The following is a 26,560-nucleotide window of genomic DNA, read 5'->3' as shown; positions in this document are numbered from 1 at the left end:
GTATAATTGGAAAAGGAGTGAAGAGTAAATTATTTACAAGAAGTAAATGTATTTTGAATTAAATAAAAAAAGCTAGGATCTCTCCCGGCAGTTTGGAATAGATTATTTCAGAGATGAATCTTAATTGTACCTTCTGCAATAAGTTTATCCAGATGATTCCTCAATTTAGTATAACTCTCAACTGCTTTTTCGATGGCAAGCAAAAGTGTCACACATGCAAATGGGAAATCAGTTGAAAAGAAGTTTTGGAGTTTAATATTATATAGGTCATTTACTACAAAGCTAAATGTTAAAAGTGCAGATATACTCCATAATAAGAAAGTTCGCTTAAGTTTAATAAATTTTTGTATATCATTTTTATCTTCTAATATGAGTATTCGAACTGTTAAATAAATAGTAATAGATATTGTAAATAGTACCAATGCAGAAGATTTGTTCTCTAATATTGAATTTAAAACATTAACATCTAGTATATTAAACATGCTTAACATAAGAATGATTGAGTAAAAAATACCAAACATTAAAAATGAGAAAATTTCAATTGCTATATGAACTTGGCTTAATCGAAAGGTGTATAACAACGTTTCTAACACTTCAATACACCTTTCAATAAATGAATAAGTACGATCGTTAAAACAGGTGAAAATTCGTAAAATTAATGGGATTGCAAATAAAGAAGGAACTGCCCAAAGATAGTCACCAGAGGGATAAATAGTATCGGTTTGTTGTATGAAGCCATTCACAAGAATTCCACCAAAAACATAAAAAAGAGCGCTTAAGATATAAACAATAATCAAAACACCTAACATAGTGAAGAGTCTAGCTACTAAAAGGTTTCCAACTCCTGGCTTTCTAAGAGCCTTAAGTTCAAATTCTTTAAAAGGTGACAAAATGTTTATTAGCAATAAAAGTATTCTGTTACTCATGTCAAGCCCCCAATCTTAATCAGTAATTTGTATATCGGCATTATAAAGGCAATATAAAGTGTGATAGTCACATTAATTGTGGAAATAAAAAAGAATTAATTTCGAGTGGAAAATATAAATCATATAGGAGGTAATTTGTGAGACTCTCAAACTTGAATATTAACCCTAGTACTTTAAAACTAGAAATTGATATAATGGATAAAGAAGGAAGTTTTGCTGTGGTGGTGTGTGATGGGAAAGCGAAATTAACTGCCTTACCTATTCATGGGGAAACAAAGATAGTAACCCACCAGGGAAAGGTGAAACGGGTTAAGTTTGATGAGGGGGAAGAGTTTTGATTAGCAAGGCAATAGAAGTGAGGCATAAAATATGTGCGAAAAAGTAACTTGTATCAATTGTTTAAACATAGAAGAACAATTAACTTCAAATAATATAACTTTTTACGATTTAGACACTCCTCCTATATCTATTATTGGATTTAATGAAGAGTTAATTTGTTCAGTATGTGAAGAATACCTTGAACCTGAAAGTTTTTATGTGTTCAATGAATATCTTGATGAATTATTTGAAAAAGCTGGTGAAAAGCTGGGAGAGGTTTTATCAGATGAAATAAATTATTGCTCTAGTTGTGAGGGAGCAGAAATCGAATATAGGAAACATGTATTTGAAAGAGAATTTGGAGAAGCGGAGGAAACAGGGTTAGATATTTATGATTTTCTATTTGAAAAAAATATATTTGAAGATGAACTGCGAAAAATTGTTATTAAAAACTTAGTTTGTAATTGCGGGTATGGAATACCAGATAGAGATGCCTTATCATTTTATTTTGATTTTACAGATAAAATTTATACGAGTAAGGATATAGACGAATTTTATGGAGTTGACATTGAAGAATTAAACTTACTAGGAGATATATACAATATTCATTTTTCAAAACAAGAGTTAGATGATTTTGTTGAATGTCTGTATAATTTACCATGGTTAGCTATGAAACATGAAACTGGAAAAAAAATATATAATTTACTTTTGCAACATTTTACTGCACCTAATTATGTTCTAGAAAAAGGTTCTATTGTTTATAGAGGAAGAAAAAGATTTACTGATCAAGTAAAATATACTAAAAAACAACTTTGGAATCCACCTCAAGGTCATGCTTCCCATGGGAGATATAATTCAATTGGCTTATCAGTATTTTATTGCTCGAATAAGTATAATGGGCTACCCTATGAGTTACTCCCTTCAAGAAATGAAAGAATAGACTTTGGTCATTTTGTTATAAACTCCGATTTAAAGTTATTAGATATTACAAATTTATTTCCAGAAGAGTTTGGTTCATATGTTTCATCCTCGAATAATGAAAGCAAACTATTAAAAAAGACATATTTATTTACAAATTTCATCAGTAATTGTTGCAATGAAATAGGCTATTCTGGAATTAAATATCAAAGTATAAGTAAACATGAAGATTACATCAACTTTGCAATTTTTGACATTGTACCCGAAAGAGAGCTTTCGATAGTAGAAGTGAAGAGTATTGGAACAGATGTAAATTATAAAATATTTTCGGACTAAATAACTTATGTTCTACCAGCCAACTGGAGGACACTAATCACTCACCAAGTTACTGGTGTTTTGATTGGTGTCCTTTTTATATTTAAAAGAGGTGATTGTATGGAAAACCTTCTTTTAAGCTATAGAGAGAATTTATCAAAAGCTAAAAAGATGATTAAAGAAGCTTCTGATAGAGATAAATCACTGCTTAATGGAATGATTAGAGACATGCAGTATGCTATTGAGTGGATGGAAACAGGTCGGCAGCCAGGAAATAAAAGAGGGGTGGAAAGGTTGGCTGCATATCAAAGAGAAAGATCTTTTGATCCATTATTAATGCAGAGATTTTTTAGGAGCCAAGATGAGACTTATATATGGGATGAAGGAGAAAATGAGAGTGTAATTTCATCTGCAGAACAAGAAATGATAGAAGATGCTTTATCTGTTCTTACGCCAAAAGAAAAAGAAGTTTACCTGATGTCTCGTGGACACTGCTTATCATTTAGTCAAATTGCTAACTACTTGTGCATTAGCTCGAGTAGTGTTCAAACAATGATTGAACGATCTGAAAAGAAAATTGCCAAAAGAAGATATGATAGTCTCTTCTGCTTAAGCAGTTGAGCCTATTTTTTTACATTGTTAAACGAACGTATGTTCTTTTATATTTATTGAAGTGAGAATGGAGTTGAAGTTTATGAGGACAAAGGACTTACATAATACAATTATATTAGGAGATTGCTTAGAGCAGATGAATCTAATTGAAGACAAGAGCATCGATATGATCTTATGTGATTTACCGTACGGAACCACCCGGTGTTCCTGGGACGAAATTATCTCGTTCGATAAACTTTGGGAGCAATATGAACGAGTTATAAAAGATAACGGAGCGATTGTCTTAACTGCTTCACAACCATTTACGACTAAACTAATTAGCAGCAACATGAAGTTATTTAGATATGAATGGATCTGGAAGAAAGGAAAGCACGTTACCGGTTTTCCGAATGCTAAGAGGATGCCAATGAAGAATCATGAAAATATTTGTGTGTTTTACAAACGTTTACCTACATATAATCCTCAAGGGATAATTCCTCTAGTACAAACAACGAGGAAAAAACGAAAGAGAGTATCAGATATAATGGCGAATACAGATTCATTGAAGAATGAGTATGTTACGACACATAAGAATTATCCTAGAAGCATTCTGGATTATTCTAGAGACTCAAAAACCAAACATCCAACACAGAAGCCGGTTGCTCTGTTTGAATATTTGATAAAGACATATACCCATAGAGGTGAAGTAGTTTTAGATAATTGCATGGGGAGTGGGACTACTGCTATTGCTTGTTTAAATACTGATAGGAAGTTTATTGGGATTGAGAAGAATGAGTTTTGGTATGTTGAAACTCTTGAGAGAATAAAATCGATGAATTTGTCGTAGGAAAGCCACTAACTTATATAAATAATAAATGAAAATGAGAGCTGCCTATACCGATATTAATAAAGAGAGGAGGAGAATATGGATTTTACTAACCAGCTTGGAAATTTAATCTCAAATGAAGTTAAGAAAATTAATTTATACTCATTACCACAGTACTCTTGGCTGATATTATTGTATTTTTTATCGATTAACTCTATATGGAATATGGTAGAGATTATTGCCACAAACTCCGGTCAGAAAGTAAACTTTATTCCACAACGAGTTTTAGAACTTAATGATATCATTATGAGGACAATAAACGAATGGTTGCCCTTTTTACTATTTTTAGGCATTGCATTTATGATAAGTGGAGTTTGTATAGCGGTGATACAATTTTTACCTTTTATTGAGGGGCAAAACTTTACATTTCACGGGGCATATGGATTAATAATAGGAATATGGATGATGGTAATAGGTTTTTCATTTCAAGTTTATTTAAACTTTCCTTTGGCATTTCCATTTATTATTCCTTTATCATTTTTAGTGATAGATTTTATTAGAAAAAAAGCAAAGATAGTTTACAACAAATAACTAATACTAAGCACCCTTTAGGGTGTTTTTCTTTTTGTTTTTTGTAGGAGGTGGTAGGTGAGATGGAGATGGCACGGATGACCGAAAAGCAGAGACGGTTTGCAGATGAGTACGTCCTAACTGGGAATATCTCAGCTTCTTATAAAATCGCCTACCCTAATGTAAAAAAGGATTCAGCTGCAAGAGCATCAGGAAGTAGGCTGCTAACAAAGGCTAACGTGAGATTTTATATTGATGAGCGATTAGAAGAATTGAAAAAGAAATCAATTGCTGAACAGGATGAGATCCTTCAATTTCTCACAGCTGTCATGAGGGGAGAGCATACAGAACAAATCCCGATAGGAATTGGTGAAGGAGCTCAACAACTAGAAGACAAGGATCCTTTCCTTAAAGATCGAGTAAAAGCAGCAGAGCTCTTAGGTAAAAGGTATGTCATGTGGACCGATAAGCAGCAGGTCGAAACCATTACTCCTGTTTTTGTAGAGGATGTACCTGATGAAGACTAAGCAACATAAAATCTCTATGAAAAAGAAGATAGGTGGAGGTTACAACCGGTTTTGGAATAACAAGCAGTTCTACCGGGTAGTTAAAGGTTCACGTGGTAGTAAGAAATCAAAGAATACTGCATTAAACTTCATCCACCGGATCATGAAGTACTCTTGGGCGAATCTCTTAGTTGTCAGGCGGTATTCCAATACCAACAAACAATCCACCTATACTGATTTAAAATGGGCAGCCACGCAATTAGGGGTTGCTCATTTATTTAAGTTCAATGAATCGATGCCAGAAATCACATATATGCCCACTGGCCAGAAAATCTTGTTCAGGGGTTTAGATGATGAATTGAAAATTACATCGATTACCGTTGATGTTGGGATATTGAGTTGGGCCTGGTTTGAGGAAGCTTATCAAATTGAAACCGAAGCTAAATTTCGTACTGTTGTTGAATCAATCCGTGGTAAATATGATGATCCGAACTTCTTTAAACAGATAACAGTTACTTTTAATCCTTGGTCTGAACGACACTGGCTTAAGAAAGTCTTCTTTGATGAAGAGACCCGGGAGAAAGATACATTTGCCATTACGACAACATTCCGTGTAAATGAATGGCTGGATGATGTTGACCGTGCCAGATATGAGGATCTTTATCGAACCAACCCTCGACGTGCGAGAATAGTCTGTGACGGCGATTGGGGAGTGGCTGAAGGGCTTGTATTTGATAACTTCCATGTGGTTGATTTTAATATTCAACAAAAGATCAAAGAGATTCAAGAAACGGCTCACGGAATGGACTTTGGTTTTACCAATGATCCTACATCCTTACCGAGCTCTGTTGTGGATCTTAAGAAGAAAGAGCTTTGGATCTACGATGAACATTATGAGAAAGCGATGTTAACCGAAGAAATATACAAGATGATCGTGAGTAAAGGACTTCTTAAATCAGTCATCACAGCTGACTCTGCTGAGAGGCGTTTGATACAGGAATTAATCAATAAAGGTGTTCGAAGGATGAGGGCTTCAGTTAAAGGGAAAGGTAGCGTGAATCAGGGGATATTGTTCATTCAAGGATTTAAGGTGTACATTCATCCAACATGTGAACACACCATTGAAGAATTCAATACGTACACGTTTGATCAAGATAAGGACGGTAAGTGGCTAAATACTCCGGTTGATGCAAATAACCATATTATCGATGCCCTCCGTTATAGCCTGGAGCAATACCATTTAGGAGTGGCAAAGAAAGACGATACTTATAATGCTTTAAAAGGATTAGGTTTATAGGAGGTTGAACATGAATCACGTTAATGATTTTGAGCTAGGAGTAGGAACGAGTGGTAATGCCGGAAAGAAGAGACGGTTTAGTAAAGAATCAAACATACAGTATACGTTTGATTCTGCAGAAGAGCTGGTGCAAGACACAAAAGAACTGTCTGCTATATTAAAACATCATATTGAACACCAACGTCCAAGGCTCACTGTCTTGGACGATTATTATCTCGGGGATAACACAACGATCTCTGCAGCCAACCGTCGGAAAGAAGATGACAAGGCCGATCACCGGGCCAAGCACAATTATGCGAAGTATGTTTCTAACTTCATGCAGGGCTTCTTTGTAGGTGCTCCTGTATCAGTTCGTCATAAGGATAAGTCCACTCAGGAAAAAATTAATGAAATCAACGAAACAATAGAAGATGCTGCACTGAATGCAGATATTGTTCTGGATTTATCAATCTATGGTCGGGCATATGAACTAATACATCGGAATCATCTGGATCAAACCAAAGTATATTTGTCTTCACCGTTAGAAACCTTCTTAATCTATGACACAACGATTGAGAAGAATGTTATTGCTGGGGTCCGGTACTTCTCTGTTGGTTATGGTGGCCAACGGAAAATTAAAGTCATCCTCTATACAAACAAGAAGATCCACACGTATTTCACCTCGAACATGGGTGACTATAATCTGACGCTTGATACTGAGGTTGATCATCCGTTCGCGGAAGTCCCGATTAATGAGCACAGTAACAATCGATTCCGGCAGGGGGATTTTGAGAATGTCCTGGACTTGATTGATTTATATGATGCAGCCCAATCTGATACAGCAAACTATATGACCGATCTAAATGATGCCATGCTAAAAATTCTAGGGAATGTAGATTTAGATCCTACTGAAGCGAAGAAGATGAAGGAGGCAAATATCATCTTCCTTAAGCCAACACAAAACGCTGACGGGGCTGAAGGACGAGTGGAAGCTGACTATATCTATAAACAGTATGATGTATCAGGAAGTGAGGCATATAAAGGCAGGCTACAAACGGACATTCATAAATTCACAAATACGCCAGACCTGAATGACGAAAACTTTGCCGGCCAACAAACCGGTGAAGCGATGAAGTACAAGTTATTCGGTCTGGAGCAAATACGAATCAATAAAGAACGATTATTTAAAAGGTCTCTTAATCGTCGTTACAAGTTGATAAACAATGTCATGCACCTAGCGAGCGAAGCAGGTAATGGTGAATTTGAAGGGTTGACCTATAAATTCACTCCTAACCTTCCTAAGAGCACTAAAGAGGCAGTAGATATGTTTAATGCACTTGGAGGAGAGCTGTCCCAGGAAACGAAACTGAAGATAATACCTATGATTGTAGAAAATCCAGAAGAGGAAGAAAAGAGAATTACAAGTGAAAGGGCAAAACAAAGACAATCGATGTCCTCCGAGTACATGAGGAATTGAGGTGGTTAAATGTCTGAAGAAGAAAGTTACTGGATAAAGCGTGAAAGAGAAAACATCAAGCGTGAACAAATGAAAGATGAAGAGGTATCAATAAAATTAAAAGAAATCATCGATCACGCTCTCCGCGAGGTAGAAAAAGAAATCAATGCCTATTACTCTCGATATGCAGAAAAAAATACGATCTCATTAATTGAAGCGAAGAAGAGAGTGTCCGAATTTGATGTTCAATCATTTGAAAGAACGGCTGCACGATATGTGAGGGAGAAGGACTTCTCTCCGAAGGCAAATAAGGAGCTCTACACCTACAATACAAAGATGAGGATAAACCGGCAGGAGCTTCTCATGATGTATTTAAATGCTCACCTGGTATCGATGACGAATGAGCAGGAAAAGACCTTTCAAGATTATTTGGAGCAGGCTGGAATATCTGAGGTACTGCGGCAAGCTGGAATCTTAGGAGTCAACATGGCGATCACCACACCAACTCTTAAATCGATTGTAGGAGCTTCGTTTTATGGTGCTAAATGGTCTTCAAGGATATGGGGAGATATGAAGGCTCTCAGAGAAGAGTTGGCCAGTATCATAAACAGTGCAATCGTCCGTGGTGTCCATCCAAATAGGTACATCAGAAATATTCGAGAACGATTTGATGTCAGTTCATTTGAGGCTAAAAGGCTATTAATCACTGAAACTGCCAGGGTTCAGGTAGAAGCACAAAAGCTATCCTATCAGGCAGTTTCTAATGATAATGAAGCTGAATATGAATATGTTGCTGTAATGGATGGGAAGACCACAAAGAAATGTAAACTCTTGAATAAGAAAAAATTCAAGGTGAAGGAAATGAAGCCAGGATTTAATGCTCCTCCCATGCATCCGTTTTGCAGGAGTTCAACGGCTCTTATTTTGGGAGACTGGAGAGAGGAGTTTTTCGCAAATGTGAAAGAGAAATACACCTTATAAGAATTTGTGTGAGCGCGTCTTTGAGCACCAGACGTTATAAACAGGCTTATTTGTTTTGACTAAAAACGTGTGAGGACGTTAACGGTGGGCACCTGCGTGTTGTTACGTGTTCATGGGTTAGGAGGAAATGAAAGTGACAGGACCAATTAATGTGTTTAATCCAGCAGCCTTTAAGAAACAGTTTGAACCTTTGAAACTAAACTTGCAGTACTTTGCCGAGCCGAATGAACCGCCAGTGGATCCGCCGAATCCAGATGATCCACCAAACGATCCACCGGCAAAGATTGAGCTTTCTGCAGAGGAACTTCAAAAGAAGATTGAGGCTGAATCAGATCGTAAGCTTGCAAAGGCTCTTGATAAAAAGCAGAAAGAATGGGAAATACAACTTGACCAAAAACTTGCTGATGCAAAAAAGGATGCAGAACAATATGCAAAGCTGTCTCAGAAGGAAAAAGAAGATGCTGATTATAAAAAGCGACTCGAGGCACTCGATAACCGAGAGCGTGAATTAAATACGAAGCAGCTTCGTTCTGAAGTTGAAACAGATTTAAAAGATGAGGGACTGCCGACTGCGTTTGCTGAATCTCTTATCAAGCTTGAGGACAACGAGAAAATTAAGGAAGCAGTAACCAGTATCAAAAAGGAATTCGATGCTGCAGTTAATAATGCAGTGAAGGAAAAGCTTCGTCAGGATCCTCCTGAAACAGGCGGTTCAAAAATAAACAATAGAAGCAATACTTCAAAAGCAGAAATGGCCAGGAAGAACAGAATCATTAAATAAGAGGAGAGAAATCATATGGGACCAAATCTATTAAAACTTAATCTACAGTACTTTGCACAAACATTTAGCCCAGATAACGTGATGGTTCACGAAGCGAAAGATGGGACAATTCCGGATAAGTACAACACCATGATCTTGAACGATGTAATGGAAAACTCCAAGATCATGCAGCTTGGTGTTTATGAGGAAATGACGGATAAAGAAAAGACATTCGAATACTTTGCTGAGGGACCAGGAGCTTACTGGGTAGGTGAGACTGAGAAGATTCAAACTTCAAAACCCACCTTGCTGCAAGTAAAGATGACGGCCAAAAAGCTAGGTGTCATTCTACCAGTTTCCCGTGAATATCTGCAGTACAGGGTTTCGAATTTCTTTGAAATTATGCGTCCAAAGATTGCAGAAGCATTCTATAAAAAGTTTGATGAAGCAGGAATTCTGAATGTGGCTAATCCATTCACTCAATCGATTGAACAATCAGTAACAACTGCAGAAAATATCGTTTATGACGGAATCACTTACGATAATATCCTGGCCGTAGAGGATGAGCTTTTCGAGAATGATGTAGAGCCTAATGCATGGATTTCAAAAGTACAAAATCATACTGCCTTACGCAATGCCCAAAAAGCTGAAAACGGAACATTACAATCATTGTATGATCGTTCAAACAACACGATTGATGGGATGCCAGCAGTAGATTTGAAATCTGCTAATCTTTCAAAAGGTACTCTTTACGCAGGTGATTTCGATCAATTGCGTTATGGGATTCCTTTTAACATTGATTACGCAATTTCTGAGGAAGCTCAACTATCGACCATTACCAATGCAGACGGGTCACCTATCAACTTATTTGAGCAAGAGATGGTTGCTCTACGTGCCACAATGGATGTGGGTCTAATGATCATTAAAGATGAAGCGTTTGCTAAATTAGTCTCGGGACCTGCCCCAACAGCATAATAACCATTTATCAAAGAGAGGATGATTAGGAATGTCTTACAAAGTAATCAGAGCTTTTAGAGATAAAGAAGATGATCACCGTGTTTATCGTAAGGGAGATACCTTCCCTGCTAAGGCTAAAGTGAGCAAGGAACGGATCTCGGAATTATTAAGCACAGAAAATAATGTAGGGAAGCCATTGATTGAGCAATTGGGAGTGGAGTCTGAAGAAGCTGACCAGGAGCCTGAAGAATCAAAACCATCTTCTGAAGAAAGTGAGTTTCCCAAACATACAGGCGGCCCATGGTACGTGTTGTCTAACGGAGAAAAGATTCAGGGGAAAGAAGAAGCTCTTGCCGCAGAAGCAGAATTGAAGTGATTGTATGTCTATCAGAGATAACGTAAAAGTCGTTGTTGGTGTTCAAGACAGCCTGCAGGATAGTGTAATCGATCGCCTTATCGCTAATGTTGAATCCCGGTTGAAGGTATGGCTAAAACAAAATGCAGGTCTGACAGCGATCCCTGAAGAGTTAATGTTCATTGTTGAGGAGCTGGTGGTGAATCGGTATAACAAAGTTGGAAGTGAAGGGATGAAATCAGAATCGATTGAAGGAAGGTCTGTTTCCTTTACGGAAGACGACTTTAAACCCTATCAGGCCATCTTAGAAACGTATATACCTAAAACTCAGGATGTAGGAAAGGTCATGTTTTTCTGATGCGGTACTCCGATCGGGTTACGCTTCATAAAGTTAATGGCCGTGCATATGATCCTTCTGTCGGAAAGACAGTTGTTAGAGTGGATGAAGGTGTTACATTACCCTGCAACACGTCTCCAATCAGCCTAGAAAGAGTTAAAGTTATTTTTGGTTCATTAGATAAACAAATCACCACAGTTAGGCTACAGAGACCGTACACGCTTGAAGTCGATAAAGCCATCATAAACGAGAAGAAATATAACGTTCTCGGACATGTTCCATACAAGTCTGAGAGCGTTTTATTTTTGGAAGGGGTGAGCGAGTGGACTTAGAGGGACTGGATGCCCTGCTTGCGAAACTTGATCGACTGGATAGGGATATTGAAGATGATGTCGGGAAAATCGTGAAGAACAATACGATTGAAATGACCGAGAAGGTAGTAAAGAATGCTGAATTTACTCAAGGTTATCAAACAGGCTACACCAAGAGAAATATTGAAACGAAGATAGTAAGTAATCTTGTCGGAAAGACAATTAGTAAATCAGAACACTCCGGCTATCTCGAATTTGGAACACGCTTCATGGATGCACAACCATTCGTATTCCCCGGATTCTATAATCAGAATAAACAATACCTTGATGACCTAAATAGACTTGTAAGGTAGGTGAGTAGATGAAGTCACCAAAGATTCAACTGTTCAATGCGGTATTCAACAAATCTCTTAACCTGGGATATGGCACATACGATTATCTTCCAGGCAAAGAGGAGGAAGTTCCTTATCCCTTTGTGCATGTAGCAGGTTCGATAGGTTCTGATGTCTTCAACAATAAAGAAGTGATCACTGGTAATCTATCGCAAACCATTCACGTTTGGGAAGTGGCAAATAATCGTATAAACTTTGCCGAAATGATTTACAATCTCGAAATGGCCTTACGCAGGTTGACGCAACTCGATAATTACTACGTAAGACTGGTTTCGCTTGATTCAAATGAAATTTTCGATAATACAACGACTGATAATCTGCTGCACGGAGTTATCCAGGCAGAATACAGAATTACCTAATAAGGAGGTAGAGGCATGGGCAACATTGCAAAAGGAGTACACAAGGTACTCTATTTTCGAAAACTTGGTGAGGCTGCAGAAGGAGCTAAGCTTGTTTTTCAAACGGAGCATTCAAAGTCTTATTCCCGGGATCGGGAGTCGACAGTAACCAAAGATGGAAGTGTTTCAGGCTCGGGAGCACTTGAGGATGAAGTAAGTATTTCGGCACTTCAAGCTGAAACAGATCCTACATTTACAATGCTGAGTGATTCCATTGTTGATGACTATCCAGTGGAGATGTGGGAAGTAGATTTGGCGGATAAAGTAGAGGATGAGACTAATCCCGGAACTTTTACTTTTGGGGCAGAATATCGGCAAGGTTACATTACTGAATGGGAAACTACGAATCCTGCAGAGGATGATCCGGAAGTCAGTGGAACATTTGTCACTCAATTTAAAAGACAAAAAGGGCGTGTCAATGTTCCGGAGAGCGATATTGAAACTTTAGGATACGTATTTCATGATGTGCTTGCTGAGGATCCTGCAGATGATGGATTGGGCACACCACCAGAAGCATAAAACTACCAAGGGGGGATAATCCCCTCTTTTTATTTTGACCATTTGAGGAGGAATAGATTTTGCATATAACTTTTAATGGAAGAGACATTGAATTATCATTCGGACTTCGCACCTTAACAACAATCGATCGGTCATTGGGATTGGAAGTAGAAAATGTGAGTCTTGGCCAGGGACTTGAAACGATGTTAGTGCCAGGGCTTCAGTCCGGAAATATCATTTGTTTGTATAAATTAATTCAGGCAGCCACAGCCCATGATAAGAAAAAGCCAACGTCAGATTCGGATTTTGAATCAATTCTGAACGACATAGCTGAAAGTGAGGGTCTGGAGGAATTCGCTCAGCAAGTTATGTTTGAATTGGGAAAGCAACCTATGACCCGAAAGCTCGTTCCAGAAGAGTTTCAAGAAGTGAAGGGTACGAACAGAATGAGCATGCAGAAAGAGGATTAACCTACGACGAGGTTGTCATCTACTCACTTCGAAAGTTGGGAATGGAACGATTGGTTGATGTAGAAGAAATGACATTGACTGAGTTTCATTATAAGCGCTATGCACAAGAATATAAGGAAATTGATGAGGAATACAGGTTGCACAAATTAGCATTCCTTATAAGGAACGCTAAAGCAAAAGTAAACAAAGGAACTGATAGGAAGCCCAAAGAAGAGTATGCCTTTAAAGAATTTGATGATTTCTTTGATTACGAATCGGTATTAAAATCCGTTGACAATGATTTCGAAATCAAAAGGTCTGTTGAAAAACCAACTAAGAAGTTATCACCTGCACAAATCGCTCTTTTAAGAAATTCTAGAAAGTGGTGAGGATTTGTCCAACTATTCCGTAGAGGCAGAATTGAAAGCGAATGTCACGAAATATAGGAACGCCATTCAGAAGGCAAGGGAAATAACTAAGCGATTTAAAATTGAGGCTGATAGTGCAGAAGACACGACTTTAAAGGCCGATATTAATCCACTTAAGCGAAACATTAAAAAAGCAAAAAAAATGATGGAGTCATTTACAAGGAAGAAAGCCGAAAAAGAAGTAGATGCTGATACAGTTAGCTTCTTCAAGAAGATAAACAATTTACAGGCGAAAGCAAAAGCACTGGTTCGAAATAAAATAATAGTTCGAGTGGAAGCCAGAGTAGACAAGTTTCAAAGTAGGATAGATAGAATAGCCAAAACAATGAGTTCCGTTGGTATAGTGGCTGGTAATGCACTACAGGGAGGATTGTTATCTGTTCTACCAGCAATAGTCCCGGTAATCGCTAGTTTAGCAGGGGGGTTAGGAGGACTTACAACCTCTTTTGCGGCAGCGGGAACAGGAGCTATTCTATTTGGTTCAGTTGCTACTTCAGCTTTAAATGATGTTTTTGAGGCTAACAAAACTATCAAGGATCTACGGAAGGAACTTGCCAACACAACCGATCTAGAGAAGCGTGCTGAGATTTTGAAAGAAATTGAGCAGGCTCAAGCAAGTTTATCTAAAGAACAGCAACGTGGTTTAAAAGCAGTCCAGTCCTTCAGTAAATTTTGGAGCAAGTTCTCCAAGCAATTTGAGAAACCAGTGATGGACATTTTTATCCGTAGCTTAGAACAATTGGAAACCTTGATTAAGAATCTAAAGCCGGCATTTGATGGTGCAATAAGTGCAGCTAATTCTCTATCTAAAAGCCTTGGTTTTTCAATGGAATCACAGGAATTTAAGGAGTTTATTGGTTTCTTGAACGATAATGTAGGACCTTCTATGACAGCACTTGGTAAGACCTTTGGGAATGTCATGAAGGGGATTATGAATTTAATGATTGCTTTCTCTCCACTTTCTCAAGATATGCAAGGAGGGTTAGTAGGTCTTACTGAAAAATTCGCGGCTTGGTCGGCTAAATTAAATGAGTCTAAGGGATTCCAAAACTTTATTAACTATGTAAAAGAAAACGGACCAAAGGTTATTGCACTTATAGGAAATTTGATTAGTTTCTTGATTCAGCTTGGTATTGGAATGGCACCACTCGGTTCTAAAATACTTGATTTAGTAAATGGCTTTTTGAGTTGGTCATCAGCGATGATGAAGGCTTACCCACTTATTGGTCAACTGATCGGTTGGGCAATTTCTCTGACTGGAGTACTTATCGCTGTTGTTCCAGCTGTGATTCTTTTAAGAACAGCCTTCGGTGGCTTTGTTGGAAAGATGATAGGTTGGTTACTCAAACTAAGCACTCGTGCATTAATCTGGGCAGCACGGATGGCTCTATCTTGGGTAATAGCCATGGGACCAATTGGCTGGGTAACTGCAGCAGTAATAGGATTGGTTGTATTAGTGATAGCAAACTGGGATAAAGTGAAGCAGTGGACATTGAAAATTTGGTCCTGGGTTTCAAATTTCATTCTGAAATCTTCACTAAAAATCCTAGGGTACATCAAGGGGAATTTCCCTGAACTGTATAACATTATTCAGTCGTATATGCAGATGGCACTTTCAATCATCCAAAATATATGGGGATTTATAGTAAACAGCTTCAAAAATACACTTAGTTTTTTGAAGGGGCTGGTTACTGGAGATTTTCGAGCGATGAAACAAGCGATATCAGATCAAATGCAAAATATGTTTAGAACGGTGTCTAATATATGGGGGAACATTACTGACTTCTTTGACAGTATCAATCTCTATGATTCTGGTAAAGCAATCATCCAGAGTGCAATTGATGGCTTGTCTGCAATGAAGGGGAAAATCCTTGGAGTGGTAGATAACATAGTTGGAGCCGTCCGGGACTTCTGGCCATTCTCTCCTGCTAAACGAGGGCCATTAAGTGATATTCACCGAATGGATTTTAAAGGACCGATAAGAACATCGATTGAAAGAGCAAAGTCACCACTGGTTCGTTCGACTGCAAAACTTGCTAATGGTGTAAGAGATGCATTTAGCCCGGACTTATCCGTAAATTCTTCACAAGTAAAATCAAGTTTAAAAGGTCTGAAAAGAAGTAGCACTGCTGAAGTTAGCAGCGCAGTTAATGCTCAAGTTCAAGTAACAACGAAGCAGCCTGTTACGATTAGTCTGAAATTAGGACGCCAAGTTTTCAAAGCTTTTGTAAGTGATATTACAGAAGTTCAAGAAAGAGAATTACACTCCGGAAATTAAAGGAGGTACTTTATGTATGAGTTTGTTGACCTAACGGAGCCTGGTACTTTAAGTACCTCTCTATCTATTCAAACCATTTTTAACGGAACAAATATTGATGAGGCACTGTCTGACCATTATGGAAGCTTTACAACGTTAACTGTATCAGGAAGAAGCAACGTGAATAATCGAATCAATGCGTTTGAAATACCAGGACGAGACGGACTTATGGAATCAAGCGAACTAACAAGTAATGAAAAAGAAATCACAGTTAAATATAAAATTACTGACAGGACAAATGAAGGCTTTCGTCAAAGGTATAACCGTTTAAATGCCTTCTTACAAGGATCAAAAAAAGAACTGGTATTTACAGATGAAAATGCTAGCTTTAATGCAACTATGTCTTCAAATGATGTTCCAGAAGAAGATTCAAATATTTTAATAGGGAGTATTACGTTCTTATGTTCGGATCCCAATAAATATGGAGGAGTAAAAAATCCTATCTTCACAAATTTAGACATTCCAATCATTCTTCATAATGGGGGGAATGTCTTGACTCCACCTACATTCCGATTTGTTCTTTCTAAACCAACTACGTTCCTGGACATCATTGGTGATGAAGACTACATGAGAATCGGTCGCCCGGTCACGGTAGACCAAACACCATTCCAAAAATACACAAAGATCATGACGGCAAACGGTGAAAATATGACAGGATGGGCCAATGCCTTATTCGCGCCTGATGGAGGAACCAATGGAGGAACATTGGTAGCAGATGGGCTAGACTACTATGCAACTAGTTATGGTTCAGGAAGCGCTTGGCACGGACCAACTAAAGCACGCTCTGTGAGCACAACGGCTACTGATTATTTAATCAGGGCTTTTTTTAATGTTGGAAATAATCCTTCCCAGCGAGCACGTACAGAAGTTTACTTATTAAATGCATCCAGTCAAGTGATGGGAAAGGTTTCAGTTGTTTTACGAAAATCTACAGGAGGTGTAGATGTAGAGATTAATCTCAGGAATGGAGCGAATTCAAAATACATCGTTTCGATGGACTGGACCTATTCCGATTTCTTTGGATATATGGATATTGAGAAAGAGGGAACAGAGTTTAAATTCTCGATTGCACAGCAAGGACTTCGAGAGGACGGTTCAAATTATACCAGACATAAACAAACGTTCAGTTATAACGATTTGAACAACGAATTCCAACAGGATTTGGCTGCTGTAGGGATGCATATTGGGACTCACGGCAATTCTCCTACACCATCAAAAGCCAGAATTCGCTTGATTGAAGTATATAAAATCAATACTCAAACTGAAGGAATCCCATATATCGGAGAAGCCGGGGATGTCTTTGAATTTAACCATAAGGAATCAAGAATCTATAAAAATGGTGATCGATTCACAGGGAAGGACTTTGGAGCGCGCTTCTTCCATCTGCAGAAGGGGGATAACGTATTTGTAGTGAACCCTTCGGATGTAGTTTCGGAAGTCCAGGCAATATGGAGGGATGCGTACCGATGAGCATCATACACATTCTTGATCATCAAAATAGCGAAATTGTAGGCTGGATTACGAATGTATCCTACGACAGTCATCAGAATTCCCTTGATAATAACGAGAAGTACGAATTTATCGCACCTGTGACAGAAGAAGATCTAGATAAGATTCAAGGGCGATCGCGACTCCTCATCCCGTCTGACGAAGGAGATTACAGGGAATTTATAGTATACGAGAAAGATGACTTAACCAAACAGGGAGAGATCGAAGTATATTCAGAAGCTTCCTATTACGATCTTCGAAAGCTAAAAACCATTCATCCAGAGGTAAGAGATGGTCAAACCGTAGAAGCTGCAGCGGCATTTGTCTTGCAGGGGATAAACGGGTGGGAGCTAGGAATAACTGAATATAGTGGGATTCGCAAGTGGACCATTGAGAAAGACCTGGATGCTTACGAAGCTTTAAAAGCGATTGCTTCTTTATTCAATTGTGAGATGCGCTTTCGTGTCGTTATATCCGGAAACAAGGTTATCGGTCGATTCGTCGATTTTGTGAAAAAGGTTGGCCAGGACTCTGGAAAAGAAATCGTGGAAGGCAAAGACCTCCTTGGCATTAAACGTAGACTTTTGGCTAAGCGAGTTGTTACCGCCCTGATCTGTCTTGGACCTAAAAGAGAAGACGGTAGCCAATTAAAAGTGACAGTAACGGATGAAGCTGCCTTCCAAAACTGGAATTGGCAGGGGCAACACCTTGTAGAAGTTTATGAACCACAATCTACTGACACAGAAATGACCGAGGAACGTCTGACTCAATTGGGAAAAGCTGAACTCAAGAAGAGAATCACCGCAGCTGTCGAGTATGAAGCGGAAGGCGCTGCCCTGGATCACATTTTTGGCTACGATCATGAAGTGGTCCATTTAGGGGACTCCGCCAAAATCAAAGATGAAAAATTTAATCCTCCTATGTACTTAGATTCGAGGGTTGTTTTTGTTGAACGTTCTATCTTCAATAAGTCAAAGAAGAAGTACAAGCTCGGTGAGGTCATTGAGTTTAAAAAAGAGGATGTATTTCGTGTCTGGAAAGACCTTCAAGCACTTTACGCCACTAAGGTTATTAAGTCTCACACACCTCCAGAAGGCAAAACAAATGTTATCTGGATTAAAACCGGGGGAAGTGTTGAGATTGCTCACACCTGGAATCCTGAAATCAATAAATGGGTTCCGACCGGTGGGAGCTTATATACATGGGTGATGTATGCAGATGACCAAAATGGAGCAGGAGTATCCTCTTCTCCAATGGGAAAATCCTATGTTGGTTTTGCCTACAATAAAACAGTAGAATTACCTTCTATGGATCCAACTGTTTACGAATGGATGTTGCTGAAGGGTGAACAAGGGGTACCGGGGCCTCCTGGAGAAGACGGTAATCCAACGTATACATGGATAAAGTATGCGGATGATCCAAATGGTACTGGCATGAGTGACAATCCATCGGGTAAAAAGTATGTTGGCTTGTCTCCTAATCAATCAACTGACGTGGAGAGTAATGTTCCCACTGATTATAAGTGGGTTCTGTTTAAAGGGGATAAAGGGGACAAAGGAGATCCAGGGGAACGTGGACTCCAAGGTTTACAAGGTCCTCAAGGAGACCAGGGAATCCCTGGAGTAAAGGGAGACACGGGGAAGTCCTCTTACACTCACGTTGCTTATGCTACCAACAGTACAGGAACAAGTGGTTTCTCTTTAAGCGACCCTGTCAACAAAACGTATATTGGTATCTATGTGGATCAGATAGCCACCGATTCAGGTGACCCCTCTAAGTACAGATGGACGCTCATCAAAGGAGAAAAAGGAGACCAAGGAACGCCTGGCCCAACCGGTGAGGATGGCTTAACGCCTTACCTTCATATCGCCTATGCAACTAATAGTATTGGAACAAGTGGGTTTTCGGTGAGTGAATCAACAGGAAAAACCTATATCGGCACCTACACGGATTATGAACAAAATGATTCCACCAGCCCTGCCGACTACAAATGGACGCTGATTAAAGGCGAAAAAGGGGATAAAGGAGATACGGGACCCCAGGGGCCGACAGGCCTCCAAGGTATTCAAGGACCTAAAGGAGAGCAGGGAATAAAAGGGGCTACCGGAGCTGATGGGAGAACGTCTTACACTCACATCGCCTATGCGAATAATTCTACTGGATCAAGCGGATTTTCTGTAGGTGATTCAAATGGGAAAACTTATATCGGTATGTATACAGACTTCACGGAAGCAGATTCTACCACACCAAGCCGATACAAATGGACTTTAATTAAAGGGGCAGACGGGAACCAGGGAATTCAAGGACCACCTGGATCTAATGGAAAGACCCCATACTTCCATACAGCTTGGTCAAACAATTCTACTGGAACAAGTGGTTTTTCTACCACAAGTGCTTCTGGAAGAACATATATAGGTACCTATACGGATTTCACTTCTGCTGATTCATCAGACCCTTCCAAATATACCTGGGCTCTTCTAAAAGGTGAAAAAGGGGATACTGGCGATCGTGGCCCTACTGGTCCAACAGGACCTGGGGGATCTCAAGGGGAGCCAGGGTTTAAATTGGATTGGGTAACTTCAGCTTATGGCAAAGTTGATGATCAAGGCAGGATTTATAAAAATGGCGGATCTTCTTGGTATGAAGGAGCTTATACAAAAGAAACGTACACAGATGGTGTGTTTTTAAGTTTCAAACCGAGGTATACTACACAATCTCTTATGTTTGGTATCCATGACGATGCCCCAAATGCAAACTATTATTATTATACGTCTGGTTATTTTATGTTTTATTTAGCATCTGACGGTACGGCAAGGTCTAGATATTCAGGGACAAATGAAATTAATCATGGAGCATTTTCTCCTGGAGATTCATTTGTGCTTGTTTATGATGGTGACTCCGTTAAGTATTACAAGAATGGAACATTACTTAGAACAGTCAGCACGATACCAGGCAGAAAGTTTAGTGCCATGTTATCAGGTTCTGGAAACAATTCTTCTTATCAACTTTACGATATTTATTTTGCTCCATCGGGGGGGAGAGGTCCTAATGTAGTCGATAACCATACGACTTTTGGAGTAGATTGGTTAGAGGCAAACATGATAAAGTCGCTGTATGGTTTAAATATAAATAATCAGTTTGTAGTTGATGGCTCGGGCAATGTAACATTAAAGGGGAAATTACAAGGTGTTACCGGTACATTTAGCGGAACCTTAACAACAAGCGATTCTTCTGGAGACGTAATAATTACGGGATCTAAGATAAAGTCCATTTTATCTAGGGAAGCTGTTGAGATAGCTTCTGGTCAGGCGTTATTCTATGGTGATGGTACATCCTATGATTCAGCGACTAAAAAATCACAAATACACAGCCAAGGATATTTTTTACAGTTTGGATCTAGGAACACTTCATTCACATATGACAGTATTTACAGTAATCAAAACTTTGATATTTCAGTAGGGAGTAGAAACTTCGAATTCTCTACTTCTGGTGCGCTTAATTTCTATGGTGGAGTGCAAATTGATCCATCTAGTGGGCATGGAAGATGGAAATCTGGGAATGGAAACTATATTTATCAGAATGGGGATGCATCAGGTAACAGAAGAGGATTAATTGATTTCTATATGGATGACACCATACCTTTTGAATTCTATTCAAAGTGGGATGATTACGGTCATGCTGCCATAAGGATGGGGAAAACAACCATCCAAGGATTGAACGGAAGCACCCCGGCTCTTCAAATCAGGAATGAATATAATACGTCTTATGCACGAATCGATGCTTCTGATTTTAGGACGGTTTCAGATGAGCGACTAAAAGAGAACATGATTGAGTTCGAAAAAAATGAGATCCTTCAAGAATTTTTAAACATCGCTCCGAAGCAATACAGCCTTATCTCAGACGATACTCACACCATGAGAATAGGACTGTCTGCACAGGAAGCTCCAGAAGAGCTAAGAAGTGATTTTGGAGATGAATTAGGCATCGACTTATATGCCATGAACACGTACCTGTGGAAAGTCTTGCAGGAAGCTGTCAGAGAAATCCATATGTTGAAACAAGGCTGGCACAGTCACATGAATTAGAGAAGGAGTGAACTGATGGAACAAAAACCATTAAGTTTAGAGGAAAAAGTGATTCTTCAGCTGCAAGCAAAGGTTGGCCAACTTGAAGGAAACTTAGCCTTTGTAAGAGCCGAGCTGCAAGAGTTTCAACAAAAGAACCAAGCCTTATCCCATGAGGTTGCTAAGTATCAAGGGAGAACATCCAATTCAGAAGAACCTACAGAACAAGATTAAGTCTAAGAAGGTTTATTTATTTTACTGACTGCTTTTAGAAGAATTCACAGATTTAATAATGATGGTGGTTTGTAAAGTGGAATAAATCAATCCTAGTAAAGTCAATATTATCCCACTAATTATGAATCGTTTTCTGTTTATTTCTTGACCAAGATGTGTGAAGTAATAATGAACTATTGAGCAGAACATCATTAAAATTAAGGAAGGTATGGTTTTTTTCATTGTTATCTCTCCTTTGATAAATGTTTTTGTTATTTTTCCCGATAACCCTGAAAATATTCGAAAGATGAAAGGAGGTGACCCCACTCATGATAAATAGAGAAGGGGGCAATGTCCATGTCAAATACGGTGGAGGTACATCATGAAATGAATCATTACGAGAAGGATATAGTGGAAATGAAGAGTGACATTAAAATCCTTGAAAAAGAAGTTAGTGATCTGAAAAGCACGACTACCCGGCATGAGGAGCAGATCACCACACTCAATAAAACACTTAACAAAATTGATGAAAACACGACCTGGATTAAAAGGAAAATAACTGGCGCGATCATAACGGCAATTAGCTCTGGGGTTATTGGAGGAGCAATTGCTATTTTTTATGGACTCATTCAGAAATAGAGGAGGAAAAGGAAATGAAAAAGGATATTTTCACATTGCTCGGAGGGTTCTTAACTTCCGTGTTTTTATTTCTTGGAACAATAGGGGTTAGTTTGGACTGGTTCAACCAGACAAGTATTGATGCTTTTGTATTCATGGCAGCGGCGGCAGCTTCACTTGTTTTGAACGTTTATGCCGTATGGAAGAACACTCATGTGCGCGATCGATTAAAAGAGAACGCACTTAAGAAACAAAATTTGATTAAGAAATGAGAGCTGCCTTTCAGGTGGCTCTTTTAATTTGAAAGGAGAGAATGTAAATGTCAACAATAGGTAACGACACGGGGCATGGAAGCGATACGTTTGATAGAACTGGCGGAAAAGGTGTCATTGTGAACGGAAAGGTCTATGAAGAGCACTCGTTTAATTCAAGGGTAACTGTAGCATTAGCAGCTCATTTAAAGAGGTGTGGTATTGGAGAAAAGAGAATCCAACAGCCAAATAAACCAGAAGTATCACTAACCAGGCGTACTGACTTTTACAATGCGGAAAATGTGGATGCAGTTATATCAAACCACGCAAACGCAAATAGAAATAAATCGATAAAGGGAATATGCGTCTTTGCTTGGCATAATCATCCTGAATCTCAGCGACTCCAAAAGCTTTTAATTGAAGAATACGAAAAGATGGGATTCGAAACTCATGGAAACGGAGATCACGAAAGTGAACTCGGTAGCTGGACGGACTTACACATTGTCAGAGAAACCAAGATGACAGCATGTTTAATTGAAAATGGCTTTATGACCAACCCGGATGACTTTAAAAAGATATTCTTAGATCCAGGTTACGCCGAGCGATGCGCTGAAGCACAAGCAAGAGCCTTATGCAGATTTTTCAAAAGGAAATACGTAGAAGTGGTTGCAAAGCCACAGCAAAAGGAGGAAGAAGAAATGATTAAAATGGCAGTAGTAGTCTATTCGGATGCAGACTTAAGCGTGGGGTACGATTTAGCGAATGAGAAGAAATGTGGTCTTTATAACCGAAAGTCTCTTGCGAATGAAAAACTGAAGATCAATGAACTCATGGTAGTCGGTGGACCTACTGAAGGATTGGAGAAAAAGACAAATCGTGTCATTGATCTTTCTGGTGTCAATCGATGGGATACCCGTAAGAAAGTTATCTCTTATTTAGGAAAATAATGATTATGTTACTTTATCATTGGTGAAAATATGAAAGAGCGCCTGTACAAACCTTCATAGCTTTTTTGTAGCCCTCTTCTTGCTGGAGAGGGCCTTTTATTTTCTAAGGCTCAATACCTTTTCAGTAATGTCTTTTTTGTTATCTATCGTTACACTAATAATTTCAACTTCAGGTAATCCCCTCTCATTTTTAATCTCTTTGATCCATTTATCAATCCAATAAGGAATGTGATTTATGGCCCGGGTGTGAAACTCCTTCCTTTTATGAACTTGTTTCTCGTCAATCACCAATCTTATTTCTGCAACGTGCTTCATTTTATTTCACCACCTCTAATGTACTATTTCTATATAAGGGGAAATTTCCCTTTTTTCTGGTAGGTTTAATATGAATAAAAAGTGCAGACTGGAGAATAATGATAATCAACATGAATTACAATGGCTCATAAGAAAAGCCCTTCTCAATTGAGGAGGGCACTTTTTATTTTCAACAACATTATCTAAGTTTCAATTAATATATGAATATTATCACTTAGTATTTTGGTGTTTTTGCCTTTTGCTTTATCCCTAAATTTCAATTACTAACAATTATCGACAAATATAACTAAAAGAATATATTATGGTCAATTTGAAAGGATTTTATAGTTTATTAACATATAAGTCTCTTAATTAATGGTTTTTCTAAAAATGTAAATTTTTTCTTTTGGAAATTTTATGATACTTTTTAACTATTCTTATGAAATGGGGGAAAAGAATTTGAGAAAAAAATATTTAACTGGAATTGGTATACTTGGGGTCGCTGCTACAATTGGCTTTTCAGGAATGGCATTTTCATCATCAGATGAAGTTGTATCTAAAAAAAATGCTAACGAAACTGATTTGGAAATAATTCAACATGATGAAATTCAGGCACAACTATTATCGTATAATTTTGAGGAGTCAGTTAAAGAGGCAGATTTAATAGTTAAACTTAAGATTAAAGATGTAGTAGGAGAATCTCATCCTGAAGGAGGAGTGCCAAAAACCATTTTCAATTCAGAAATTTTAAAAACATATAAATCTGATAATAAGGCTAAAGATAATATTAAAATTCTTCAAGAAGGTACCAAAGACGTTGTCTTTAATAAACAAGAACTCTATAAAGATGGAGAGGAGTTAATTCTATTCTTAAAGCAAGCTGTTGGTGAAGAGTTTGAGAATACATATTGGAGTATAGGGTCATATGGTACAGCTTATTTAGTTAAGAATAAAGAAGTTATAAAACAGGGGTTTAAAGATAAAACGTTAGAAAACATTGAAACAAATGTAGTTAATGATAAAGAAGCTAAAACTAATGCTAATGAACTCCATAGTAATTCTGGGGCAGCTAAACAACATTTTAAAGAGGATACATTTGGTAAAAAAATCGAACAAGAAGTTAAAAAATTAGAGAAAAATTAAGGAGGAATTAATCATATGAAAATTAGAAAAATTTTGTTATATTCATTTGTAGGAACAGCTTTAACGTTTACTCTACCAATGTCTACCTATGCACATAACCCCCCAAGAGGAAGCGAAACTGCAGGATACATAGTCAATGCTGACAAGCATGCTGGTGTGTCGAGCGATAGTTATTATATTTCAGATAATGGAGCAATGACTGTTAGTTCTGAACTAAGATCATATATTAGACAAGGAGAAGATATGTGGGATGGTTCAGCAGTTAGTTTTTATGAAAATTCATCTAGTGGTACTGGAAGAGTAACAGCTCATAGTGATCCTAATGTTGGTTACGTAGCTTATCATCGTACTCTTAGCACAAACTCAAGTGGACATATTTTGTCCTGGCTTATGGGTGTTAATTATTATAACTGGAAAGACCTGGATAATTCTAAAAAGAGAGTTTCAATTGGACATGAGTTTGGACATGCAGTAGGATTGCATGACTTAGAATTGGCGGAAAATCAACGATTATTGATGTATGGAAAGATAGGTAATACAACTAAACAATACGCTGTAACTTCATATGATAAAAAAGGTGCAACATATTGTGACGAATAAATAATCTATTAAGGGGTTTTATAATGAAGAAAGTATTTCTGCTTTCCATCATTTGTTTAAGTCTTGTTGGATGCAACTCAGAAGAGAAAAATCTTTATAAATATGACAATGATGAACTTCAAAGTAAGTTAATAAAACTGGATAAAGTAGACTACGATATTAAAACCCCTTCATTAATGCCTTTTAATGTAAAAGAAGAAACTATAGATACCAGTGATCGTAGGCTAATAACTATTACGTTCAAGGGAGAAAACGAAGAAAAATTAGATATTCAAGTGGCTAAACAACCGGATCCAGTTTATAAAGCAAGCGATGATGAGGAAATGGTAATGGTTGGTGATGAACAAGGTAAATATTTAATTCCTTCTGGTCGAAAAAGTATTATGGTACTAAAATGGAATATTAAAAATGTTGCATATGACATGGGGTATTATAATTTGGAATCTAACAAAGAAATCTCAAAAAAAGATTTCATCAAAATTGCTGAGTCATTTGAGGATTGATTTTTCACATTAATATAGCGACTTTATCTCTGTCGATATTCTAAGAGATAAAGTCGTTTTATTTTTGTTATTAATTCTTTTTGTTGTATTTGTACGTAATCTAATCCATTAATAATAATTAGGGGGGCCAATAAGGGGATCCCCTGCAGCTAAAGTCATCATTATTCATCTCACATTATTATTATAACCGTAACTTTCCCATCGAAAAAAATTTCCTGAATTCTCAGCTTAGTAAGTGGAGAAATTATTTATTTTTGATCCAGGAAATTAGCAATACTTCGTTTTATAAAGCTCTATTAAATAGTTCTAACTCAAATATTTTCAGTTAAGTAAAGTGTCACTAAAAAATGAATACTTCCTTACAATCTCCTCAAAAGTTCCTTCATCAATAATTGGAAGGTTTTCGGTATCAGGGCAATCAAAGTGTAAAATAGTGTTTGCATAGTTTAATGCTACTTTATCTTGTGGTTGGTAGAACTCCTTGCAGTGTTTACATCTAATTTTTTTTTTCATTACATACCTCCTCTCTATTAATTAGTAATTCTTGATACCAA

The 26,560-nt window shown here is 37.9% G+C and carries 31 protein-coding genes; 28 read left to right on the top strand and 3 right to left on the bottom strand.

What is annotated here, in order from left to right; genetic code table 11:
- Positions 1 to 107: 107 nt before the first annotated feature.
- Entirely contained in the window at positions 108 to 926 is an 819-nt protein-coding gene (locus tag AC0VXY_RS14315; protein ID WP_475525622.1) for a hypothetical protein, read from the bottom strand.
- 137 nt (positions 927 to 1,063) lie between these two features.
- Here AC0VXY_RS14315 and AC0VXY_RS14310 point away from each other — a divergent pair, with 137 nt between their 5' ends.
- The 25 genes from AC0VXY_RS14310 to AC0VXY_RS14190 all read left to right on the top strand — a co-directional run bounded on the left by AC0VXY_RS14310 (position 1,064) and on the right by AC0VXY_RS14190 (position 23,466).
- Complete coding sequence (locus AC0VXY_RS14310; RefSeq protein WP_475525621.1) at positions 1,064 to 1,264, top strand: XtrA/YqaO family protein; 201 nt, start codon at positions 1,064 to 1,066, stop codon at positions 1,262 to 1,264.
- A gap of 31 nt (positions 1,265 to 1,295) precedes the next feature.
- Entirely contained in the window at positions 1,296 to 2,498 is a 1,203-nt protein-coding gene (locus tag AC0VXY_RS14305) for an RES domain-containing protein (protein WP_475525620.1), read from the top strand.
- A gap of 99 nt (positions 2,499 to 2,597) precedes the next feature.
- Positions 2,598 to 3,098: a sigma factor-like helix-turn-helix DNA-binding protein gene (locus AC0VXY_RS14300; protein ID WP_475525619.1), complete on the top strand. Its 501-nt coding sequence runs from the start codon at positions 2,598 to 2,600 to the stop codon at positions 3,096 to 3,098.
- A 127-nt stretch (positions 3,099 to 3,225) separates the two neighbouring features.
- Complete coding sequence (locus AC0VXY_RS14295; protein ID WP_475525618.1) at positions 3,226 to 3,915, top strand: DNA-methyltransferase; 690 nt, start codon at positions 3,226 to 3,228, stop codon at positions 3,913 to 3,915.
- 78 nt (positions 3,916 to 3,993) lie between these two features.
- A complete protein-coding gene (locus AC0VXY_RS14290) occupies positions 3,994 to 4,485 on the top strand; it encodes a hypothetical protein (protein ID WP_475525617.1) in 492 nt (163 codons plus the stop codon).
- Positions 4,486 to 4,547: 62 nt separating this feature from the next.
- Positions 4,548 to 4,991 (top strand): terminase small subunit, encoded by a 444-nt coding sequence (locus AC0VXY_RS14285; protein WP_475525616.1) that lies wholly within the window; start codon positions 4,548 to 4,550, stop codon positions 4,989 to 4,991.
- Positions 4,981 to 6,267: a PBSX family phage terminase large subunit gene (locus AC0VXY_RS14280; protein ID WP_475525615.1), complete on the top strand. Its 1,287-nt coding sequence runs from the start codon at positions 4,981 to 4,983 to the stop codon at positions 6,265 to 6,267. Before AC0VXY_RS14285 ends, AC0VXY_RS14280 begins: the two co-directional genes overlap by 11 nt.
- A gap of 10 nt (positions 6,268 to 6,277) precedes the next feature.
- The gene (locus AC0VXY_RS14275) at positions 6,278 to 7,723 is read left to right on the top strand and encodes a phage portal protein (protein WP_475525614.1); all 1,446 of its coding nucleotides are present in this window, start codon (positions 6,278 to 6,280) and stop codon (positions 7,721 to 7,723) included.
- A 9-nt stretch (positions 7,724 to 7,732) separates the two neighbouring features.
- Positions 7,733 to 8,683: a minor capsid protein gene (locus AC0VXY_RS14270; protein WP_475525613.1), complete on the top strand. Its 951-nt coding sequence runs from the start codon at positions 7,733 to 7,735 to the stop codon at positions 8,681 to 8,683.
- 133 nt (positions 8,684 to 8,816) lie between these two features.
- Positions 8,817 to 9,464, top strand: coding sequence for a DUF4355 domain-containing protein (locus tag AC0VXY_RS14265; RefSeq protein WP_475525612.1), 648 nt, complete (start codon positions 8,817 to 8,819; stop codon positions 9,462 to 9,464).
- Positions 9,465 to 9,479: 15 nt separating this feature from the next.
- Positions 9,480 to 10,418 carry a phage major capsid protein gene (locus AC0VXY_RS14260; RefSeq protein WP_475525611.1) on the top strand — a complete coding sequence of 313 codons (939 nt, stop codon included), beginning with the start codon at positions 9,480 to 9,482 and terminating at the stop codon, positions 10,416 to 10,418.
- 31 nt (positions 10,419 to 10,449) lie between these two features.
- The gene (locus AC0VXY_RS14255; RefSeq protein WP_475525610.1) at positions 10,450 to 10,776 is read left to right on the top strand and encodes a hypothetical protein; all 327 of its coding nucleotides are present in this window, start codon (positions 10,450 to 10,452) and stop codon (positions 10,774 to 10,776) included.
- 4 nt (positions 10,777 to 10,780) lie between these two features.
- Positions 10,781 to 11,113, top strand: a complete 333-nt coding sequence (locus tag AC0VXY_RS14250; protein ID WP_475525609.1) for a phage head-tail connector protein — start codon at positions 10,781 to 10,783, stop codon at positions 11,111 to 11,113.
- A 301-nt stretch (positions 11,114 to 11,414) separates the two neighbouring features.
- The gene (locus tag AC0VXY_RS14245; RefSeq protein ID WP_475525608.1) at positions 11,415 to 11,756 is read left to right on the top strand and encodes an HK97-gp10 family putative phage morphogenesis protein; all 342 of its coding nucleotides are present in this window, start codon (positions 11,415 to 11,417) and stop codon (positions 11,754 to 11,756) included.
- Between the two features lie 8 nt (positions 11,757 to 11,764).
- Positions 11,765 to 12,154, top strand: a complete 390-nt coding sequence (locus AC0VXY_RS14240; RefSeq protein WP_475525607.1) for a hypothetical protein — start codon at positions 11,765 to 11,767, stop codon at positions 12,152 to 12,154.
- A 15-nt stretch (positions 12,155 to 12,169) separates the two neighbouring features.
- On the top strand, positions 12,170 to 12,712 hold the full coding sequence (locus AC0VXY_RS14235) for a phage major tail protein, TP901-1 family (RefSeq protein WP_475525606.1): 543 nt from the start codon (positions 12,170 to 12,172) through the stop codon (positions 12,710 to 12,712).
- 59 nt (positions 12,713 to 12,771) lie between these two features.
- Positions 12,772 to 13,161, top strand: coding sequence for a tail assembly chaperone (locus tag AC0VXY_RS14230; RefSeq protein WP_475525605.1), 390 nt, complete (start codon positions 12,772 to 12,774; stop codon positions 13,159 to 13,161).
- 50 nt (positions 13,162 to 13,211) lie between these two features.
- Positions 13,212 to 13,529, top strand: coding sequence for a hypothetical protein (locus AC0VXY_RS14225; protein WP_475525604.1), 318 nt, complete (start codon positions 13,212 to 13,214; stop codon positions 13,527 to 13,529).
- Between the two features lie 4 nt (positions 13,530 to 13,533).
- Entirely contained in the window at positions 13,534 to 15,846 is a 2,313-nt protein-coding gene (locus tag AC0VXY_RS14220; RefSeq protein ID WP_475525603.1) for a phage tail protein, read from the top strand.
- Between the two features lie 12 nt (positions 15,847 to 15,858).
- Positions 15,859 to 17,355 carry a distal tail protein Dit gene (locus tag AC0VXY_RS14215; protein ID WP_475525602.1) on the top strand — a complete coding sequence of 499 codons (1,497 nt, stop codon included), beginning with the start codon at positions 15,859 to 15,861 and terminating at the stop codon, positions 17,353 to 17,355.
- Complete coding sequence (locus tag AC0VXY_RS14210; RefSeq protein ID WP_475525601.1) at positions 17,352 to 21,458, top strand: phage tail spike protein; 4,107 nt, start codon at positions 17,352 to 17,354, stop codon at positions 21,456 to 21,458. The genes AC0VXY_RS14215 and AC0VXY_RS14210 overlap by 4 nt, the downstream gene beginning before the upstream one ends.
- Before the next feature lie 15 nt (positions 21,459 to 21,473).
- Positions 21,474 to 21,671, top strand: coding sequence for a hypothetical protein (locus tag AC0VXY_RS14205; RefSeq protein WP_475525600.1), 198 nt, complete (start codon positions 21,474 to 21,476; stop codon positions 21,669 to 21,671).
- A 336-nt stretch (positions 21,672 to 22,007) separates the two neighbouring features.
- Positions 22,008 to 22,289, top strand: coding sequence for a hemolysin XhlA family protein (locus AC0VXY_RS14200; RefSeq protein ID WP_475525599.1), 282 nt, complete (start codon positions 22,008 to 22,010; stop codon positions 22,287 to 22,289).
- A gap of 14 nt (positions 22,290 to 22,303) precedes the next feature.
- Positions 22,304 to 22,540 (top strand): PTS mannose transporter subunit IID, encoded by a 237-nt coding sequence (locus AC0VXY_RS14195; protein ID WP_475525598.1) that lies wholly within the window; start codon positions 22,304 to 22,306, stop codon positions 22,538 to 22,540.
- A gap of 47 nt (positions 22,541 to 22,587) precedes the next feature.
- The gene (locus AC0VXY_RS14190) at positions 22,588 to 23,466 is read left to right on the top strand and encodes an N-acetylmuramoyl-L-alanine amidase family protein (protein ID WP_475525597.1); all 879 of its coding nucleotides are present in this window, start codon (positions 22,588 to 22,590) and stop codon (positions 23,464 to 23,466) included.
- A 96-nt stretch (positions 23,467 to 23,562) separates the two neighbouring features.
- Here the strand turns inward: AC0VXY_RS14190 and AC0VXY_RS14185 are convergent, their stop codons facing one another.
- On the bottom strand, positions 23,563 to 23,781 hold the full coding sequence (locus tag AC0VXY_RS14185) for a hypothetical protein (RefSeq protein ID WP_475525596.1): 219 nt from the start codon (positions 23,779 to 23,781) through the stop codon (positions 23,563 to 23,565).
- Between the two features lie 423 nt (positions 23,782 to 24,204).
- Here AC0VXY_RS14185 and AC0VXY_RS14180 point away from each other — a divergent pair, with 423 nt between their 5' ends.
- The 3 genes from AC0VXY_RS14180 to AC0VXY_RS14170 are packed head-to-tail and all read left to right on the top strand — an operon-like array spanning position 24,205 to position 26,006.
- Positions 24,205 to 24,903: a hypothetical protein gene (locus tag AC0VXY_RS14180; protein ID WP_475525595.1), complete on the top strand. Its 699-nt coding sequence runs from the start codon at positions 24,205 to 24,207 to the stop codon at positions 24,901 to 24,903.
- 15 nt (positions 24,904 to 24,918) lie between these two features.
- Positions 24,919 to 25,503 (top strand): hypothetical protein, encoded by a 585-nt coding sequence (locus AC0VXY_RS14175; RefSeq protein ID WP_475525594.1) that lies wholly within the window; start codon positions 24,919 to 24,921, stop codon positions 25,501 to 25,503.
- Positions 25,504 to 25,526: 23 nt separating this feature from the next.
- A complete protein-coding gene (locus AC0VXY_RS14170) occupies positions 25,527 to 26,006 on the top strand; it encodes a hypothetical protein (protein WP_475525593.1) in 480 nt (159 codons plus the stop codon).
- Between the two features lie 321 nt (positions 26,007 to 26,327).
- Here AC0VXY_RS14170 and AC0VXY_RS14165 read toward each other — a convergent pair whose 3' ends face one another.
- Entirely contained in the window at positions 26,328 to 26,519 is a 192-nt protein-coding gene (locus AC0VXY_RS14165; RefSeq protein WP_475525592.1) for a hypothetical protein, read from the bottom strand.
- Positions 26,520 to 26,560: the final 41 nt, after the last annotated feature.

The organism is Rossellomorea sp. QJM3NY_18, from assembly GCF_056173145.1.
This window is presented reverse-complemented; position numbering and strand designations above follow the sequence as displayed.

Bases quoted from the DNA above. Each gene is read 5' to 3' on its own strand.
- AC0VXY_RS14315 (WP_475525622.1), bottom strand. From the start codon at position 926: ATGAGTAACAGAATACTTTTATTGCTAATAAACATTTTGTCACCTTTT.
- AC0VXY_RS14305 (WP_475525620.1), top strand. From the start codon at position 1,296: ATGTGCGAAAAAGTAACTTGTATCAATTGTTTAAACATAGAAGAACAA.
- AC0VXY_RS14300 (WP_475525619.1), top strand. From the start codon at position 2,598: ATGGAAAACCTTCTTTTAAGCTATAGAGAGAATTTATCAAAAGCTAAA.
- AC0VXY_RS14295 (WP_475525618.1), top strand. From the start codon at position 3,226: ATGAATCTAATTGAAGACAAGAGCATCGATATGATCTTATGTGATTTA.
- AC0VXY_RS14290 (WP_475525617.1), top strand. From the start codon at position 3,994: ATGGATTTTACTAACCAGCTTGGAAATTTAATCTCAAATGAAGTTAAG.
- AC0VXY_RS14285 (WP_475525616.1), top strand. From the start codon at position 4,548: ATGGAGATGGCACGGATGACCGAAAAGCAGAGACGGTTTGCAGATGAG.
- AC0VXY_RS14280 (WP_475525615.1), top strand. From the start codon at position 4,981: ATGAAGACTAAGCAACATAAAATCTCTATGAAAAAGAAGATAGGTGGA.
- AC0VXY_RS14275 (WP_475525614.1), top strand. From the start codon at position 6,278: ATGAATCACGTTAATGATTTTGAGCTAGGAGTAGGAACGAGTGGTAAT.
- AC0VXY_RS14270 (WP_475525613.1), top strand. From the start codon at position 7,733: ATGTCTGAAGAAGAAAGTTACTGGATAAAGCGTGAAAGAGAAAACATC.
- AC0VXY_RS14260 (WP_475525611.1), top strand. From the start codon at position 9,480: ATGGGACCAAATCTATTAAAACTTAATCTACAGTACTTTGCACAAACA.
- AC0VXY_RS14255 (WP_475525610.1), top strand. From the start codon at position 10,450: ATGTCTTACAAAGTAATCAGAGCTTTTAGAGATAAAGAAGATGATCAC.
- AC0VXY_RS14250 (WP_475525609.1), top strand. From the start codon at position 10,781: ATGTCTATCAGAGATAACGTAAAAGTCGTTGTTGGTGTTCAAGACAGC.
- AC0VXY_RS14240 (WP_475525607.1), top strand. From the start codon at position 11,765: ATGAAGTCACCAAAGATTCAACTGTTCAATGCGGTATTCAACAAATCT.
- AC0VXY_RS14235 (WP_475525606.1), top strand. From the start codon at position 12,170: ATGGGCAACATTGCAAAAGGAGTACACAAGGTACTCTATTTTCGAAAA.
- AC0VXY_RS14215 (WP_475525602.1), top strand. From the start codon at position 15,859: ATGTATGAGTTTGTTGACCTAACGGAGCCTGGTACTTTAAGTACCTCT.
- AC0VXY_RS14210 (WP_475525601.1), top strand. From the start codon at position 17,352: ATGAGCATCATACACATTCTTGATCATCAAAATAGCGAAATTGTAGGC.
- AC0VXY_RS14205 (WP_475525600.1), top strand. From the start codon at position 21,474: ATGGAACAAAAACCATTAAGTTTAGAGGAAAAAGTGATTCTTCAGCTG.
- AC0VXY_RS14200 (WP_475525599.1), top strand. From the start codon at position 22,008: ATGTCAAATACGGTGGAGGTACATCATGAAATGAATCATTACGAGAAG.
- AC0VXY_RS14195 (WP_475525598.1), top strand. From the start codon at position 22,304: ATGAAAAAGGATATTTTCACATTGCTCGGAGGGTTCTTAACTTCCGTG.
- AC0VXY_RS14190 (WP_475525597.1), top strand. From the start codon at position 22,588: ATGTCAACAATAGGTAACGACACGGGGCATGGAAGCGATACGTTTGAT.
- AC0VXY_RS14185 (WP_475525596.1), bottom strand. From the start codon at position 23,781: ATGAAGCACGTTGCAGAAATAAGATTGGTGATTGACGAGAAACAAGTT.
- AC0VXY_RS14180 (WP_475525595.1), top strand. From the start codon at position 24,205: ATGGGGGAAAAGAATTTGAGAAAAAAATATTTAACTGGAATTGGTATA.
- AC0VXY_RS14175 (WP_475525594.1), top strand. From the start codon at position 24,919: ATGAAAATTAGAAAAATTTTGTTATATTCATTTGTAGGAACAGCTTTA.
- AC0VXY_RS14170 (WP_475525593.1), top strand. From the start codon at position 25,527: ATGAAGAAAGTATTTCTGCTTTCCATCATTTGTTTAAGTCTTGTTGGA.
- AC0VXY_RS14165 (WP_475525592.1), bottom strand. From the start codon at position 26,519: ATGAAAAAAAAAATTAGATGTAAACACTGCAAGGAGTTCTACCAACCA.